This is a genomic window from Undibacterium sp. TJN19, assembly GCF_049339485.1.
Classification (GTDB): domain Bacteria; phylum Pseudomonadota; class Gammaproteobacteria; order Burkholderiales; family Burkholderiaceae_D; genus Undibacterium.
This window is the reverse complement of record NZ_JBMPPL010000001.1, coordinates 608,954-624,086: the sequence shown is the minus strand read 5'-3', so window position 1 is coordinate 624,086 and position 15,133 is coordinate 608,954. Positions and strand designations below refer to the sequence as shown.

Below are 15,133 nucleotides of genomic sequence, written 5' to 3'. Positions count from 1 at the left end.
TGATGGTAGCGATGGCGTTTCAGAGCCCCAGAGCGCTGCCGTCTGGGTTACGCGGGTCAGAATAACCATCAAAGCCATCTTTACCGATTTGTATGGTCTGTGTCTTGCCCAGGGTTGCCGCAGGCTTCAGGTTCTGTCCTTTTTGTTCCAGCAGTTTCAGGGTATCGATGCTGATGCCTTTTTCAAAGCGCAACTGGTCAGGCATCCATTGCTGGTGGATACGTGGTGTGATGGTGGCTTCGGCGACATTCATGCCGTGGTCAATCACATTCAATATCGTTTGCAGGGTCGTGGTGATGATGCGGCTGCCACCCGGGCTGCCTGTGACCAGGAAGGGTTTGCCATCTTTGAGGACGATGGTTGGTGACATCGAACTCAGCGGCCGCTTCAGGCCCTGTACCGCATTTGCATCCCCGCCCAGCAGGCCAAAGGCATTGGGTACACCGGCCTTGACGGAAAAATCATCCATTTCATTATTGAGCACGATGCCCGTGCCTGTGGCGACGATGCCGCTGCCAAAATTCAGGTTCAGCGTATAGGTAGTCGCTACGGCGTTGCCGAATTTGTCAGCCACGCTGTAGTGCGTGGTCTGGTCACTCTCATAGGGCAGTGGCTTGCCTGGCTTAATCTCGCTCGAAGGCGTAGCGCGGTCAGGCTGGATTTTTTTCACCAGCTCATCGGCATAAGCGCGTGAAGTCAGGCCTTTGAGCGGCACCTTGTAAAAGTCAGGGTCGCCGAGAAATTCGGAACGGTCAGCATAGGCCAGCTTCATCACCTCACTGAGCTGGTGCAGGGTTTTTGCGCTGTTAACGCCTTGTTCTTTCAGCGGGAAGTGCTCGAGCATATTGAGCATCTGGATGATGTGCACGCCGCCTGAGCTGGGAGGCGGCATGGACATCACTTCATAGCCGCGGTAATTGCCCTTGACCGGTATGCGTTCAACCGCCTTGTAGTTCTTCAGGTCAGTGGCTGAGATCAGGCCCGCATGCTGCTGCATTTCAGCGACGATTTTCTGGCCTATGCTGCCTTCATAAAAAGCCCGCGCACCGTCTTTTGCAATCAGGCGCAAAGATTGCGCGAGGTCTTTTTGCTGCAAGATTTCGCCAGCCCTCAGCGGTTGCCCATCCTTGAAGAAAATCGCGCGGCTGGCTGGCCATTTGCCCAGCTCGGGTTTGCTGTCTTCTATCAGTTCAGCCAAGTGCGGGCTGATGGCAAAACCCTGTTCAGCCAGGCGTATGGCGGGAGCGATCACGTCTTTTAAAGGCAGGCTGCCATATTTGCGCAATGCCAGGTCCATGCCGGCCACTGTGCCCGGCACGCCCACAGCCAGATGGGTATGCAGCGAACTGCCAGGTATCACCTTGCCATTGGCATCGAGGTACATATCCTTGCTGGCTTTTTCAGGTGCCAGTTCACGGAAATCGAGTGCAATATCCTTGCCTGATTTGGCTTCATGAATGATCATGAAGCCGCCGCCACCGATATTGCCCGCATTGGGCAGCACCACAGCCAGCGCAAAACCAACCGCAACGGCTGCATCAACGGCATTGCCGCCACGTTTCAATATATCAAGACCAACCTGGCTGGCCAAAGCCTGTTCACTGACGACCATGCCATGCTGGCCGTGAACCGGGCTGATGATGGGGTAGGTGGTGTCGTATTTGATGCCAGCGGCGATTTGTGCCTGGCTATCCAGGCTGACAGAGGCGTAACAGAGGGGGATGAGCAGACTCAGGCAAAGCTTTTTTGAAAAATACATGCAGACTTACTCCGGCAGGGTGGGCGTGTTCGCGAACGCTATTAATTTATACCTTTTCGACATCCATCAGTGTACATTTATCCCGCATGCAGAAAATAAAAAAGCCGCCCTGAGGCGGCTTTCTTGCGACAGCTGAAACGAATTACTTCGCTTCGGCTTCTGCGGATGTTGCACCAGCTGGTACAACAGCGATAGCAACAGTAGCGTCGCCACCGTGCACAACAGCTGTCACGCCTTTTGGCAATGTCAGTTGAGAAACGTGGATGGATTGACCGGCTTCCAGTTTGGACAGGTCAACTTCAACGAATTCTGGCAAGTCTGCTGGCAGGCAGGAAACGTCCAGCTCAACAGCAACGTGGCTGATGACTGCGGAAGACAATTTCACTGCTGGGGAAACATCAGCGTTCACGAAATGCAGAGGCACTTTAACGTGGATTTTTTGGTTAGCATCTACGCGTTGGAAATCAGCGTGCAAAACCAGTTGTTTGTATGCGTGGACCTGGAAGTCGCGCAACAATACTTTTTCTGTTTTGCCATCAACTTCCAGATCCAGAATGGAAGAATGGAAGGCTTCTTTTTTCAACGCATGGTACAGGGCGTTGTGATCCAGAGTGATGGATACCGGGGCTTCTGTACCGCCGTAGATGATGCCAGGTGTTTGGCCAGCAAGGCGCAGGCGGCGGCTCGCTCCGGTCCCCTGTTCTTTGCGTGCAAATGCGATTACTTTCATGGTGTTACTCCAAAAAATGCAAAACGTTTTATTGGTTTTGCGGTGTTGAGCCCCCGCGACCAGGGACCCAGAAAAAAGCACTGCCATCAGCAAGATGGCAGCGCCGGAAACGTTTATATGATTAGTCTGTGAACAGAGAAATCACGGATTCGCCCTTGGTGATGCGGCGGAAGGTTTCTGCCAGCAAGCTGTCGCACGACAGCTGGCGAATCTTAGGACAGGCACGGGCGGCTTCAGACAAAGGTATGGTGTCAGTGACCACCAGTTCATCCAGTGGTGACTGCGAAATACGCTGTATCGCAGGTCCCGACAAAACCGGGTGCGTACAATAGGCCAGCACCTTCTTGGCACCACGTTCTTTCAATACTTCGGCTGCCTTGGTCAGGGTGCCGGCGGTATCAACCATGTCATCCATGATCACGCAGTTGCGGCCTTCAACTTCACCAATGATGTTCATGACTTCAGAGACATTGGCTTTAGGACGGCGTTTGTCGATGATGGCCAGGTCGCAGCCCAGACGTTTTGCCAGCGCGCGTGCACGTACCACACCACCTACGTCTGGTGAAACCACCAGCAGGTCTTCATAATTTTTTGCAACCAGGTCGCCCAGCAAAATCGGCGAGGCGTAGATATTGTCGACCGGGATATCAAAGAAACCCTGGATTTGATCTGCATGCAAATCCATGATCAGCACGCGGTCAACACCGGCTTCTTCGAGCATGTTGGCAACGACCTTGGCAGAAATCGCCACACGCGCAGAGCGGGGACGGCGATCCTGGCGGGCATAACCAAAATAAGGGATGGCGGCAGTGATACGGCCAGCAGAGGCGCGTTTCAGGGCATCAACCATCAACATGATTTCCATCAGGTTGTCGTTGGTAGGTGCGCAGGTCGATTGCAAAACGAAAACATCTTTGCCGCGGACGTTCTCATTGATCTCGACCATCACTTCACCGTCAGAGAATTTGGAAACGTCGGCTTTGCCGAGTGGTATGCCCAGTTGCTTGGCAACACCAGCAGCCAATGCAGGATTGGCGTTGCCAGTGAAAACCATCATGTTGTCATTTGCGCGCGCATTTGCCATGGCTGGACCTATCGGCTGAGATTTTGTGGGTCTGGCTTATTTTGCATGGGTTTTACACAAAAGAAGCCGCTGATAAAACTGAAAAAGCCGCCGCACAATCTATGCGGCGGCTTTAATTTAATGGCAGGGGAAGAAGGATTCGAACCTTCGCATGCCGGAATCAAAATCCGGTGCCTTAACCAGCTTGGCGACTCCCCTACACAACCGTTTGCCTGTTTCCAATTCGCCGCTATTTTAGCGTTAAACTGACTGCAAGCCAAATATTTTACTATCTCAATTTCAGCGCCATCGGGTGGCGACTCAGCGCTTTTGCTTTCCATGATACCCAGCGATCCGGCACTTGCTTTAACACGCTATCTGCGCTTGCCTCATCAGCAAAGGCGCAAAAAACACAAGCTCCTGATCCTGTCATCTTTGCATCGCCGTAACCCGAGAGCCATTGTATGGCTTCACCGACTTGCGGAAACAATGCGCAGGCAACTGTTTGCAGATCATTTTTCCAGTCTAATTCTTTGGTACTGGAAAAGTCCGCTATTCTGACGGGCTTCGTGTTTCTTGTCAAGCCTTTCGCCGAAAAAATTGCTGGTGTGGGAACTTGCACACCTGGTTCTAGCACCACAAACCAGCATGCCGGTGTGTCAAGTGGCTGCAATTCTTCGCCCACGCCTTCGGCAAAGGCGTTTTCACCAAACAGGAAAAACGGTACATCCGCACCCAGTTGCAGGCCGGTTTTCATCAGTTCTGCGCGGGAAAGACCGGTTTTCCACAGATGGTTTAATGCCATCAGCGCCGTGGCCGCATCTGAAGACCCGCCGCCCAGCCCGCCGCCCATGGGTAAGTGCTTATGCAGGGTCAGGTCGGCACCCAGCGGGCAAGCAGTCTGTTGCTGCAAAAGCCTGGCGGCACGCACAATGAGGTCGCTGTCAGCTGGCACACCCTCAATATCATTGGTCCTGACAATCTGGCCGTCTTCACGCACGGCAAAATCGAGATAATCGCAATGGTCTATCAACTGGAAAGCAGTTTGCAGCAGGTGATAGCCATCTGCACGACGCCCCGTCACATGCAGGAAAAGATTGAGCTTGGCTGGTGCGGGACAATTTTCCAGTTTTTGCATCTGCTTGCTTCCATTTACTTCCATTGATCAATCACGATACGTATCGATACATCACCAGCCTGTTCGGTATAGCGTTGCAAGTCAATGCGCTTGGGGAAATCAGGCGCCTCATGCCAGGTCGCATAGCGCAGTTTCCATCCCTGGCTTTCTACGGTCTGGTCTTCCGGCTTCAGTGCAGTCAGCACGTTGCCATTGATGGCGACATAGCCTTGCAGCCAGTCACGCAGGCCAGCCACTGGCAAGGGCCATCCCAGCGTGTCTTGCAGTAACTGGTTGAGGTTGCTGGCCTGGCGTGTTTCCTTGCCGTCCTGCTCCAGGGTCGCACCTTGTTTGTTTTGCGTGATTCTTGCCAGGGTCTGGCCCAGCGGTGACAGCAGGCTGATACGTATTGCGTCAGCATTCTGATCCCACTCAAAGCTGCCAGGCAGGTTTTGCGGCTTGCCTGCCTGCTGGTATTGCACGGTAATCCTGCCGCTGATCTGGATCTGGTCTTTATACGGGCGTGCTGTGCCGGTCGTGCTGGCTGTGGCCAGATTTTGTCCTGGCTGCGCAGTTGGCGTATTGAGGCTGGCACAGCCGGTCATGAAGACCAGGACAGGGAAAATAACAGCAGCCAGGGAAAGGCGGGTAGTGGTCGTCATGATGGGTATTTGTCTGCAAGAAAATGCGAAGAAGCGCTGATGTACGTCAAAGGCTTACAGTGATGAGCGATGATTGAGCGCGGGCATGCAAACAGAAATGCATGCCCGGGTTCATGGATTAAAGTTTGACTTTCAATCTTTCCAGCGTTGCTTTCAGCGTCAGGTTGCCAGGGTCTTTTGCCAGAGCGTCACGCCAGACTTTTTTTGCGTCATCTTTCTGGCCGACAGTCCACAAAACCTCGCCCAGGTGTACCGCGATTTCAGCATCAGGGCGCAACTGGTAGGCACGTCGCAAAGCCTGTTCCGCTTCATCATATTTCGATAACCTGAACTTGACCCAGCCCAGGCTGTCGAGGATGAAGGGATCATCCGGGGCAATCTGGTTGGCCTTTTCTATCAGGGTATTGGCTTCGTCAAGGTGCACATTGCGGTCGGCGAAAGAATAGCCCAGCGCGTTATACGCATGCTGGCTATTCGGTGCCAGTTCGATGACTTTGCGCAAGGAGGCTTCCATGCCGGTGACATCTTTCTGCGCTTCTGCCAGCATGGCAAAGTCATACAGCAGATCGGGGTTGTTTGGCTGTTGCTGTATGCCTTCCTGCAAGACCGTTTTGGCCTGGTCGGGCAAACCACCATCTTTCAGTAACTGCGCTTCGGTCTGTATCAACTGGGTTTGTTCGGCTTCATTGCCGGCTTTTACTTTTTGCAGAAAACTGCGCGCTTCATCCAGTTTGCCTTCCCTGGCGTACAGCGAAGCACGGCGCATCTGCACATTGAACCAGGCTGGATTTCTGCCATCAAAAGACTCTACCTGTTCCAGCCACCCTTGTGCTGCCTTGTAGTCTTTGCGGTCAGTCGCAATGCGTGACAAATTGACCAGCGCAGTGGTCGGGTCACGTTCTTCACCAGGTTTGGCTTCCAGCACTTTCAGATATTGCAGGAAATAACGCTCAGCTTCTTGCGGCTGGTTTCTTTCCATGGCCAGTACACCGAGGGTATAGATGGCATTGCTGTCGTCCGGCTTGTCACGCAGCAATTGCTCGAATTCATGCGTGGCCTTATCCATTTGCTTGAGATCGATCAAAATACTCGCATAGGCCAGGCGTACATCGCGGGCAGTCGGGTTTTTGGCGATGAAGGCGTTCATGGCCTTTGCCGCATCCTGCTGCGACGAGGCTTGTGCCACAGTCAGTATCGCCAGCTGGGAATCAGGTTTCACTGCCAGCACAGCCTGTGCTTCCAGCACCGCACGCTTGTTGTCGCCTTTGGTATAAGCACCCTGGGCCAGCGCCAGATGGGCGTCGGCACTGTTTTTGTAAGGCGAGAGTATCTCTTCGAGTACATCGAATGCCGCATTTTTGTCGCGCGCACGGGACAGCAGGCGCTGTGCCTGCAACATGATGATGCCGTGCTGCTTGATATCGGCAGATTTCAGCCTCTCGGTGAAAACAGTCTGGATTTCGGCCAGATTGTTATTCATGACCATGAAGCCCAGATAATATTGCGTCGCTTCATTGGAGTTAGGGGCCAGCTCGCGCCACAGGCGTATGGCAACCAGGGCTTCACCAGCCTGCTTGGCGCTCAGGGCGATTTCTGCTGCGCGCCGGGCAATACGCGGGTCACGCGTTTGTTGCGCCACTGAATACAGGGTGACATAAGCCGCCTGCCAGCTACCGCGCTGATAGGCGATTTCAGAAGTCAGGATTTTGTAGAATAATTCTTCTGTCAGCACGACATTGGGCAGCTTGTCTTCATTGACCGCCGCGTCTTCCGTCGTGCCATTCAGGGTTTTTTCCGCCGACAAGGCGGCCTGGGCCGCATCATGCGCATGGCTGGCATCACTGCCATCGGCTGCATTTTGATGGCCCATGGACGCACATCCCGTCAGCAGGGCAGCGCAGATCAGCAGGGGGGCAGGCCGCAAAGCTGACATAGCGGATACAATAGAAGCAGAAAAAGTAGTAGGAAGTGTTTTCAAAACGAATCCGGATTTGACTTAGATGATAGATTTTACGCTGAAGCTGAGCAAGTGTGGGTTGATCAGTATTATCACACTGTGTCAAATTGTAATGGTAAAAGCTCCCTCCCATGCCAGAATTACCAGAAGTTGAAGTCACCAGACGGGGCGTAGACCCCCACTTGACCGGAAAACAAGTCACGAACGTGATTTTGCGGCGTGCGGGCTTGCGCTGGCCGTTTCCCCCTGATTTGCCTGCGCTGTTGAGCCAGCAGCGTATTCTGGCGACCGGCAGGAGGGGCAAATATCTTTTATTGCATTTCCAGCACGGTGTTTTACTCATCCACCTGGGCATGTCAGGTCATTTGCGTGTCCTCGATAAAAATGTCGAGCCTGCAAAACATGATCATATTGATATTGTTGTAGGGGATTTTGCCCTGCGCATGACAGACCCGCGCCGTTTTGGTGCTGTGCTCTGGCATGACGCTGCCGATGGCGGCCTCGAAGAACACCTGCTGATACGCCAGCTGGGTGTAGAGCCGCTGGAGCCGGGTTTTACCGCTGAATTGCTATATCGCCAGACGCGCAAGCGTACCGCGCCCATCAAGCAGGTCTTGCTGGCAGGCGACCTGGTTGTGGGTGTTGGTAACATTTATGCATCAGAAAGCTTGTTCCGTGCGGGTATCAACCCTAAAACTCAGGCTGGACGTATCAGTCTGGCGCGCTATACTTTATTGGCACAGGCCATACGCGACACCCTGGCAGCGGCCATACAGCAGGGCGGCAGTACCCTGAAAGATTTCATGGGGGTAGACGGGCAATCAGGCTATTTTCAGCAGAGTTATTTCGTTTATGACCGTACCGGCGAAGCTTGCCGGGTCTGTGGTGAAGCCATACGCCAGATACGTCAGGGGCAGCGCAGCAGCTTTTATTGTGCACAATGTCAGAAATAAATCCACCAAAGCGGCTGAAATGTAGGCAAAATTCAATTTAGCCATATTTTTTCAAAGCTTCCATATATACTTGGAAAATTAAAAAAGTTAACCGAGGGGAACATGAGCAATCTGGTTCAGAAATTCCAGGAGTACAGCGACTGGCGCAAAGGGGTAGTAAAGGCGCTGGAGCAGTATCGTACGTGGATACATGGATCGGATATGGCCGATGCCGCCAGTGATCAGCGTATCGCACGCCTGATGGAAAGACTGGTTGATGACAAATTGTCTATCGCTTTCGTTGCAGAATTCTCACGCGGCAAGTCAGAGCTGATCAATGCCATATTCTTTGCCGACTACGGTCAGCGTATCCTGCCTTCATCTGCCGGCCGCACCACCATGTGCCCGACCGAGCTTTTATACGACGATACCATCCCGCCTTGCATACGCCTGTTGCCGATAGAAACCCGCGCCGAAGCGCAATCGACCAGCGAATACAAGGGGCAAAGCCATGTCTGGACCGTGCTGCCGCTGAATATCAATTCAGGCGACGGCATGCTCGAAGCCTTCAAGCAAGTCAGCCTGACCAAGAAAGTCAGCGTCGAAACCGCAAAATATTACGGCCTGTTTGATGAAAACGACCCCGATGCCGCGCTCGAAGTCGATGAAGATGGCCTGGTAGAAATTTCTCAGTGGCGTCACGCGATTGTGAATTTCCCCCACCCTCTGCTGAAAGAGGGCCTGATCATCGTCGATACACCAGGCTTGAATGCCATCGGTACCGAGCCTGAACTGACGCTGAACCTGATTCCGAATGCGCATGCCGTCCTGTTCATCCTGGCTGCTGACACCGGTGTCACCAAGAGTGATATTGATGTCTGGCGCAATCATATCGGCAATGGCCCGGGCCGCATGGTGGTCCTCAACAAGATCGACAGCATGTGGGATGAGTTGCGCACTCCTGAAGAAGTGGAAGCGCAAATCGTTCGCCAGATCAGCACCGTTGCCCATACCCTGGCGCTGGATGAGAAGCAGGTATTCCCTATCTCTGCCCAAAAAGGCCTGGTGGCCAAGATCAATAAAGACGCGCCATTGCTGGCACGCAGCCGCCTGCCTACGCTTGAATATGCCTTGTCGAAAGAACTGATACCGGCCAAGCAAAACATCATCCGTGCGCAACTGGCTTCTGAAGTCAATGAAATTACCAGTGCCCAGCAAGCCATCATCTCTGCGCGCAGCCGCAGTGTTGTTGAACAGATGCTGGAACTGAAAAGCTTGCGCGGCAAGAATATGAACGTCATCGAACACATGATGAAACGTATCGATGCCGAGAAAAAAGAATTCGATGCCAGCCTCCTGCGCATGCAGGGTACACGTTCTGTCTTCACCCGCCTGTCTACCGAGGTGTATACCAGCCTGGGCATGGACATCCTGCGCGAAGACATACGCAAGGCACGCGATTCGATGGAAAGCAGCAAGTTCTCAGTCGGCCTGAAAGAATCTGTCAGGCAGTTCTTTGCCCAGGTTAAATTGAACCTGATGACATCGAACAAGAAAACAGACGAAATTTCTGAAATGATGACGGTCATGTACCGCAAATTTTCTACTGAACACGGTCTGGCCCTGTCGTCGCCCATGCCATTTTCCCTCGACAAGTACATCAAGGAAGTGGAAGCAATTGAAGCTGTTTATCAAAAGCAGTTCACTACCGAAACCCTGTGGACCACGCCAAAAGTGGTGCTCATGCAAAAATTCTTTGATTCTGTCGCTGCCCGCGTCAAGCAAAGCTTTTTGCAAGCCAACCGCGATGTCGAAGCCTGGCAAAAAGTGGTGATGGCACCTCTGGAAGCACAGATACGTGAGCATAAGGGCCAGTTGAAAAACCGCATGCAGTCGATACAAAGAATTCATGTGGCAACCGACAGCCTGGAAGACAAGATTACCTCTTTCGAATCCATGCAGGCAGAAATTGACACCCAGAAAAAAGCCCTGACCATGCTGGAAGAAAGTCTCAAAAACTCGCTTTCAGCTGAATTGAGCGCATTAAGGGTGGCTGCCTGATCCAGGGCACTGCCTGATAGCTGACAACAGATGACATCCAGTACCCCTGACGGGGTGGTTCCCGCGAACCACCCTGTTGATAGTGACGATAGCGACCCCAGTTTTTCCGCAACCCTCATCGCATGGCAAAGACAGCATGGCCGGCACGGCTTGCCATGGCAGCAAAGCCGTGAGGCTTATCGCGTCTGGCTGTCTGAAATCATGCTGCAACAGACGCAGGTCAGTGCTGTCATCCCGTATTACCAGCGTTTCCTCAATAGTTATCCGACAGTGTTTGCCCTGGCTGCTGCACCGGTTGAAGATGTCATGGAACACTGGAGTGGCCTCGGTTATTACACCCGCGCCCGTAACCTGCATCAGTGCGCAAAACAGGTCGTGGAAAAATACCAGGGCCAGTTTCCTGCTGACCCGGCCCTGTTGCAGGAACTGCCCGGCATAGGCCGGTCTACCGCTGCGGCGATTACGGCTTTTTCTTATGGCACGGTCGCGGCCATCCTCGATGGAAACGTCAAGCGCGTGTTTGCCCGCGTGTTTGGTATTGCCGGTTACCCGGGCAGCAAACCCGTGGAAGACCTGATGTGGAAGCGGGCACAGGCTTTGTTGCCATCAGAGGGCATAGAAGCCTATACCCAGGGGTTGATGGACCTGGGAGCAACCCTGTGCACACGCAGCAAGCCCAGGTGCCAGCAATGCCCGTTCCAGAACCGTTGTGTCGCCTATGCCGAAGGCCGCGCAGCAGAATTGCCTACCCGCAAACCGCCAAAAGCACAAAAAGAAAAACAGGCCGTCATGCTGCTGTTGCAGCATGAACACCAGATATTGCTGGAAAGACGACCACCCACAGGTATCTGGGGTGGCTTGTTGTCGCTGCCTGAACTTGATGGCATGCAGGACTGTAGCGACGAGCGCGTGTCAGTCGACGCACAGATGGTGGCGCTCAGACAGCGTGCCAGCCAGTTTGGCGATATCAGCGCCATGCATGTCTTGCCAGTCGTCATCCATGCATTTACCCATTTCAAGCTGCACATATTGCCGGTGCAGGTCTTGCTCGACAAGCGTCACGCGCTGGTGGCCGAAGATGATCATCGCTGGCTCGATATCCGTCAGGCGGAAGAGTATGCCTTGCCGGCGCCGATCAAGAATCTGCTGGTATCAGTTGGTGCCCAGGCTTCTTTTGCCTTTGATTAGCTGGAAGAAGCGAAATCAACGAAATAAGCGGGATCAGCCCGGCGGCCTGTGCAGGCTATCGGTTGCGCGGCTTTCAAGATAATATTGCTGGTTTTGCACCACCATTTTTCAGGAGACCACTTTGCATAAAAATGTCGTGCGTGGATTATCGTCCCTGCTTGTGCTGACCGCTTCCCTGGCGTCCCTGTCTGCGCAGGCGGCGGTGACCAGGGCTTGCCGTGTCGCTGATTTTCCGCAGGAAGTGCAATGCGGCCAGGTTCAGAGGCCATTGAATCCGGCACAGCCACAAGGCAAGAAAATCGATATCCACTATGTCGTCCTGCCCTCGCAGGACAGAAACAAATTGCCCGATGCCGTATTTTTGCTCGCTGGCGGCCCTGGCCAGAGTGCCATCAAGGTGGCCGGCTGGGGCAATACCGTGCTTGGTCGCCTGAACCGCCGGCGTGACCTGGTGTTTGTTGATCAGCGCGGTACGGGCCGCAGCGCCCCCCTCGAATGCCCCGGGCTGGAAAACCTGTCCGAAGTGCTGACGCCGGAACAGACCACCAAACGTACCGATGAATGCCTGCAACAATTAAAATCCCTGCCTTATGGTGAATTGCAGTATTTCAGCACCAGCATTGCCGTGCAGGATCTCGAAGCAGTACGCCAGCAACAAGGCTATGGCCGTATCAACCTGGTTGGTGCTTCGTATGGCACACGTGTCGGCCTGGAATACCTGCGTCAGTTCCCGCAATCGGTCAGGCGTCTGGTGCTCGATGGCGTGGTGCCACCGACGATACAGTTTGCCAGCGCCGATTCGCAACTGGCTTTGGATGCCCTGTTCAGGGATTGCCTGAAAGAGGTAGCCTGCAATGCCAGTTACCCTGAACTGGAAAAACACTGGAAAAAACTGCTGGCAAGCCAGCCGCAAAAAGTCAGCTTCGTTCATCCGCGCATGGGCAATACCGTCAAGTTTGAACTGACCTATGACAGCCTGCTGGGCATGGTACAAAAGACTTTATATTCCCCAGCAACGCTGGCAGCCCTGCCTTATGCCATCACCCAGGCTGAACAGGGCAATTATGCGCCCCTGATCACCATGAGCGGCAGCACCAGTTTGCCAGGGCCAGGTGGCATCGCCTATGGCATGCATTTTTCTGTCTGGTGTGGCGAGGCTTATGCCAGACCTCAGCAAACCCAGGCCAAAGATGCGTTTGAAAAGTCCATGAATGAGATGTATGAGCAGACCTGTAAAAAATGGCCACGTGCGGATATCCCTGCCGGCTTTTTTGAAGTTCCTGCCAGTGCCTCGCCTGTCCTGCTGCTGAGCGGCGGTATTGATCCGGTAACGCCAAGCCGTCACGGTGAAGCCGTGGCCAAAGCACTGGGTGCGAAAGCGACACATATCAAGATAGACAATGCTGGCCATGGTTTGCTGGCACAGGGTTGCGTGCGCGATGTCGTGTACCGCTATCTGAATGCCAAGGAAGACAGCGAAGCCATCAATGTTGATGCAAAATGCGTGCGGCAGATTCCGCGTCCGCTGGCATGGCAGGCGCCTGTCGCAGCTGGAAAGGATGCGCCATGATCATCGTCAAAGACCTGCATAAAGAATTTGTACGCATGGGCAAGGCGTCTGGCAATAGCTTTGCCGGTATGGCACGCAGCCTGGGCCTGATGAAAAAATCGACCGAGGTGGTCAAGGCCGTCGATGGTGTCAGTTTTACTGCGGCTGATGGTTGCATCACTGGCTTGCTGGGTGCCAATGGTGCCGGCAAGACCACCAGCCTACGCATGATTGCCGCTTTACTGCAGGCAGATGAAGGCGAAATCATGGTGGATGGTGCGCAGGTGAAAGCCGGTTCATCGTCAACCCAGTCGCAGATGGGCGTGCTGTCTGATGCGCGCGGCCTGTACCCACGCCTGACAGCCAGGGAAAACATTCAATACTATGGCCTCTTGCATGGCATGGAGCAGGGCCTGGCTGAAAAGAGGACACAGCAACTGGCCGAATGGCTGGACATGAAAGCCTTGCTTGATCGCCGCACCGATGGTTTCAGCCAGGGTGAACGCATGAAGACCGCGCTTGCCCGTGCCCTCGTGCATGACCCAAAAAACATCATCTTGGACGAACCGACCAATGGCCTCGACGTGGTGGCGACACGCGCACTGCGGGAATTTCTGCGTTTTTTGCGTTCACCCGAAGGCGGTGCCAAATGCATTATTTTCTCTACCCATATCATGCAGGAAGTGGAAAGACTCTGTGACCAGGTTGTCATCGTTGCCCAGGGGCGCAATGTGGCGCAGGGCACAGTGGCTGAATTGATGCAGCAATCTGCGGAAGCCAATTTTGAAGATGCCTTCGTCAAGCTGGCGTTTTTGCATCCGCCAACTTCTGTGACAGGAGCAATCTGATGAAAGTGACACTCGCTATCCTGCGCAAGGAAATCCGCGATGCCCTGCGTGACCGCCGTACCTTGCTGGTGGCCCTGATCAGCTCCTTACTCGGCGTACCTTTGATATTGCTGATTTTTTCCGTCATTCTGACCCAGGTCGAATCGCAGGAAGAAAAACGCAGCGTCATGGTGACCGGCATCGAATATGCGCATGGCCTGGAAAATTTCATCCTGCGCCAGGGCTACAAGATCAAGGCCGCACCGCCAGATTATGAGGCGAAATCCCAAAGCAAGGAGCTTGAACAGGCTGTCCTGGTCATCCCCAAAGACTTTGACCAGAAGCTGGCAGCTGGTGACAAGGCGACGCTGGAAATTGCTTACGACACCTCGAACCGGCCTGCTGAATTCAGCCTGCGTCCCTTGCGCAGGCTGCTTGACGCCTACGCGCAGGAAACTGCCACCATGGGGCTGGCCATGCGCGGTGTTTCACTGGAATTATTGCAACGCGTGGAAGTCAAGGAGCGCCACCTGCAAAAGCCGGATGAGCGCAAGGCCACCGTCACTACCATGCTGCCGATGATGGTCTTGATGGCGATCGTCCTCGGTGGCATGTATGCCGCCATCGACACCACCGCTGGCGAGCGCGAGCGTGGCTCGCTGGAACCTCTGATGATGAACCCCGTCAGTGGCTGGCAACTCGCCATCGGCAAATGGGGCGCGGTTGCCCTGGTGGGCATGGGTGTGGTGGTGTTGACGATATGCAGTTTCTTCCCCTCGCAATGGCTGATCAGAAACGAAACCCTGCGCGCCGAATTCCAGTTCGGCATCAAGGATGCAGTTGGCTTTCTATTTGTGCTGCTGCCTCTGGCAGCCAGCATGGCAGCGATACAGGTGGCGATTGCGCTTGATTGCAAAAGCTATAAAGAGGCGCAGGTGCGCAACCAGCTGGTGACGATGTTCATCCCCTTTGTTTCGCTGATGCCGATATTGTTTCCCGGCAGGGAACCATCCTGGTTTCAATGGGTGCCGGTGTTGTCGCAAAACCAGATGATGAATCAGGTCTTGAAGGGGGAAACCGTCAGCGCCGCAGCGATGGCGATTGCCTTCGTCGTTTGCGCCCTGATGAGTTTTGTCAGCCTGGCCTATATCGCGCAAAAAATGCGCAAGGTGGTGATGAGCTGACAAGCTGGGAGGCCAGCATTTCAGCCCATCTGCATTCTTGTTTCAAAGCTGTCTGGTTCTTTCCTGATCTTTTCTGATTTTTTTTGATACAGGGAGCCAGACAG

12 protein-coding genes and 1 tRNA gene are annotated in these 15,133 nt (G+C 53.9%); 6 read left to right on the top strand and 7 right to left on the bottom strand.

Annotation, left to right across the window (positions count from 1 at the left end; all coding sequences use genetic code 11):
• Positions 1-19 precede the first annotated feature (19 nt).
• The 7 genes from ggt to ACO0LH_RS02885 all read right to left on the bottom strand — a co-directional run bounded on the left by ggt (position 20) and on the right by ACO0LH_RS02885 (position 7,201).
• Positions 20-1,759 (bottom strand): gamma-glutamyltransferase, encoded by a 1,740-nt coding sequence (gene ggt, locus ACO0LH_RS02915; protein ID WP_422939547.1) that lies wholly within the window; start codon positions 1,757-1,759, stop codon positions 20-22.
• A 142-nt stretch (positions 1,760-1,901) separates the two neighbouring features.
• Positions 1,902-2,489 (bottom strand): 50S ribosomal protein L25/general stress protein Ctc, encoded by a 588-nt coding sequence (locus ACO0LH_RS02910; protein WP_422939546.1) that lies wholly within the window; start codon positions 2,487-2,489, stop codon positions 1,902-1,904.
• 121 nt (positions 2,490-2,610) lie between these two features.
• Positions 2,611-3,573 carry a ribose-phosphate pyrophosphokinase gene (locus ACO0LH_RS02905; RefSeq protein ID WP_422939545.1) on the bottom strand — a complete coding sequence of 321 codons (963 nt, stop codon included), beginning with the start codon at positions 3,571-3,573 and terminating at the stop codon, positions 2,611-2,613.
• Between the two features lie 121 nt (positions 3,574-3,694).
• Positions 3,695-3,771 (bottom strand) — tRNA-Gln (locus ACO0LH_RS02900).
• Between the two features lie 70 nt (positions 3,772-3,841).
• The gene (gene ispE / locus ACO0LH_RS02895) at positions 3,842-4,690 is read right to left on the bottom strand and encodes a 4-(cytidine 5'-diphospho)-2-C-methyl-D-erythritol kinase (protein ID WP_422939544.1); all 849 of its coding nucleotides are present in this window, start codon (positions 4,688-4,690) and stop codon (positions 3,842-3,844) included.
• 14 nt (positions 4,691-4,704) lie between these two features.
• Positions 4,705-5,331, bottom strand: coding sequence for a lipoprotein insertase outer membrane protein LolB (gene lolB, locus ACO0LH_RS02890; RefSeq protein WP_422939543.1), 627 nt, complete (start codon positions 5,329-5,331; stop codon positions 4,705-4,707).
• Positions 5,332-5,449: 118 nt separating this feature from the next.
• A complete protein-coding gene (locus ACO0LH_RS02885; protein WP_422939541.1) occupies positions 5,450-7,201 on the bottom strand; it encodes a tetratricopeptide repeat protein in 1,752 nt (583 codons plus the stop codon).
• A gap of 218 nt (positions 7,202-7,419) precedes the next feature.
• Here ACO0LH_RS02885 and mutM point away from each other — a divergent pair, with 218 nt between their 5' ends.
• The 6 genes from mutM (at position 7,420) to ACO0LH_RS02855 (ending at position 15,029) form a co-directional block, all read left to right on the top strand.
• Positions 7,420-8,241, top strand: coding sequence for a bifunctional DNA-formamidopyrimidine glycosylase/DNA-(apurinic or apyrimidinic site) lyase (gene mutM / locus ACO0LH_RS02880; protein WP_422939540.1), 822 nt, complete (start codon positions 7,420-7,422; stop codon positions 8,239-8,241).
• Positions 8,242-8,343: 102 nt separating this feature from the next.
• Positions 8,344-10,281, top strand: coding sequence for a dynamin family protein (locus ACO0LH_RS02875; RefSeq protein ID WP_422939539.1), 1,938 nt, complete (start codon positions 8,344-8,346; stop codon positions 10,279-10,281).
• 30 nt (positions 10,282-10,311) lie between these two features.
• Positions 10,312-11,469: an A/G-specific adenine glycosylase gene (mutY, locus tag ACO0LH_RS02870; RefSeq protein WP_422939538.1), complete on the top strand. Its 1,158-nt coding sequence runs from the start codon at positions 10,312-10,314 to the stop codon at positions 11,467-11,469.
• A gap of 121 nt (positions 11,470-11,590) precedes the next feature.
• Positions 11,591-13,039, top strand: a complete 1,449-nt coding sequence (locus ACO0LH_RS02865) for an alpha/beta hydrolase (protein ID WP_422939537.1) — start codon at positions 11,591-11,593, stop codon at positions 13,037-13,039.
• Positions 13,036-13,866 carry an ATP-binding cassette domain-containing protein gene (locus ACO0LH_RS02860; RefSeq protein WP_422939536.1) on the top strand — a complete coding sequence of 277 codons (831 nt, stop codon included), beginning with the start codon at positions 13,036-13,038 and terminating at the stop codon, positions 13,864-13,866. The genes ACO0LH_RS02865 and ACO0LH_RS02860 overlap by 4 nt, the downstream gene beginning before the upstream one ends.
• Complete coding sequence (locus ACO0LH_RS02855) at positions 13,866-15,029, top strand: ABC transporter permease (protein WP_422939535.1); 1,164 nt, start codon at positions 13,866-13,868, stop codon at positions 15,027-15,029. Before ACO0LH_RS02860 ends, ACO0LH_RS02855 begins: the two co-directional genes overlap by 1 nt.
• Positions 15,030-15,133 lie beyond the last annotated feature (104 nt).

Bases quoted from the DNA above. Each gene is read 5' to 3' on its own strand.
- ACO0LH_RS02905 (WP_422939545.1), bottom strand. From the start codon at position 3,573: ATGGCAAATGCGCGCGCAAATGACAACATGATGGTTTTCACTGGCAAC.
- ACO0LH_RS02855 (WP_422939535.1), top strand. From the start codon at position 13,866: ATGAAAGTGACACTCGCTATCCTGCGCAAGGAAATCCGCGATGCCCTG.
- ACO0LH_RS02875 (WP_422939539.1), top strand. From the start codon at position 8,344: ATGAGCAATCTGGTTCAGAAATTCCAGGAGTACAGCGACTGGCGCAAA.
- ACO0LH_RS02885 (WP_422939541.1), bottom strand. From the start codon at position 7,201: ATGGGCCATCAAAATGCAGCCGATGGCAGTGATGCCAGCCATGCGCAT.
- mutY (WP_422939538.1), top strand. From the start codon at position 10,312: ATGACATCCAGTACCCCTGACGGGGTGGTTCCCGCGAACCACCCTGTT.
- ACO0LH_RS02910 (WP_422939546.1), bottom strand. From the start codon at position 2,489: ATGAAAGTAATCGCATTTGCACGCAAAGAACAGGGGACCGGAGCGAGC.
- ACO0LH_RS02860 (WP_422939536.1), top strand. From the start codon at position 13,036: ATGATCATCGTCAAAGACCTGCATAAAGAATTTGTACGCATGGGCAAG.
- ggt (WP_422939547.1), bottom strand. From the start codon at position 1,759: ATGTATTTTTCAAAAAAGCTTTGCCTGAGTCTGCTCATCCCCCTCTGT.
- lolB (WP_422939543.1), bottom strand. From the start codon at position 5,331: ATGACGACCACTACCCGCCTTTCCCTGGCTGCTGTTATTTTCCCTGTC.
- mutM (WP_422939540.1), top strand. From the start codon at position 7,420: ATGCCAGAATTACCAGAAGTTGAAGTCACCAGACGGGGCGTAGACCCC.
- ispE (WP_422939544.1), bottom strand. From the start codon at position 4,690: ATGCAAAAACTGGAAAATTGTCCCGCACCAGCCAAGCTCAATCTTTTC.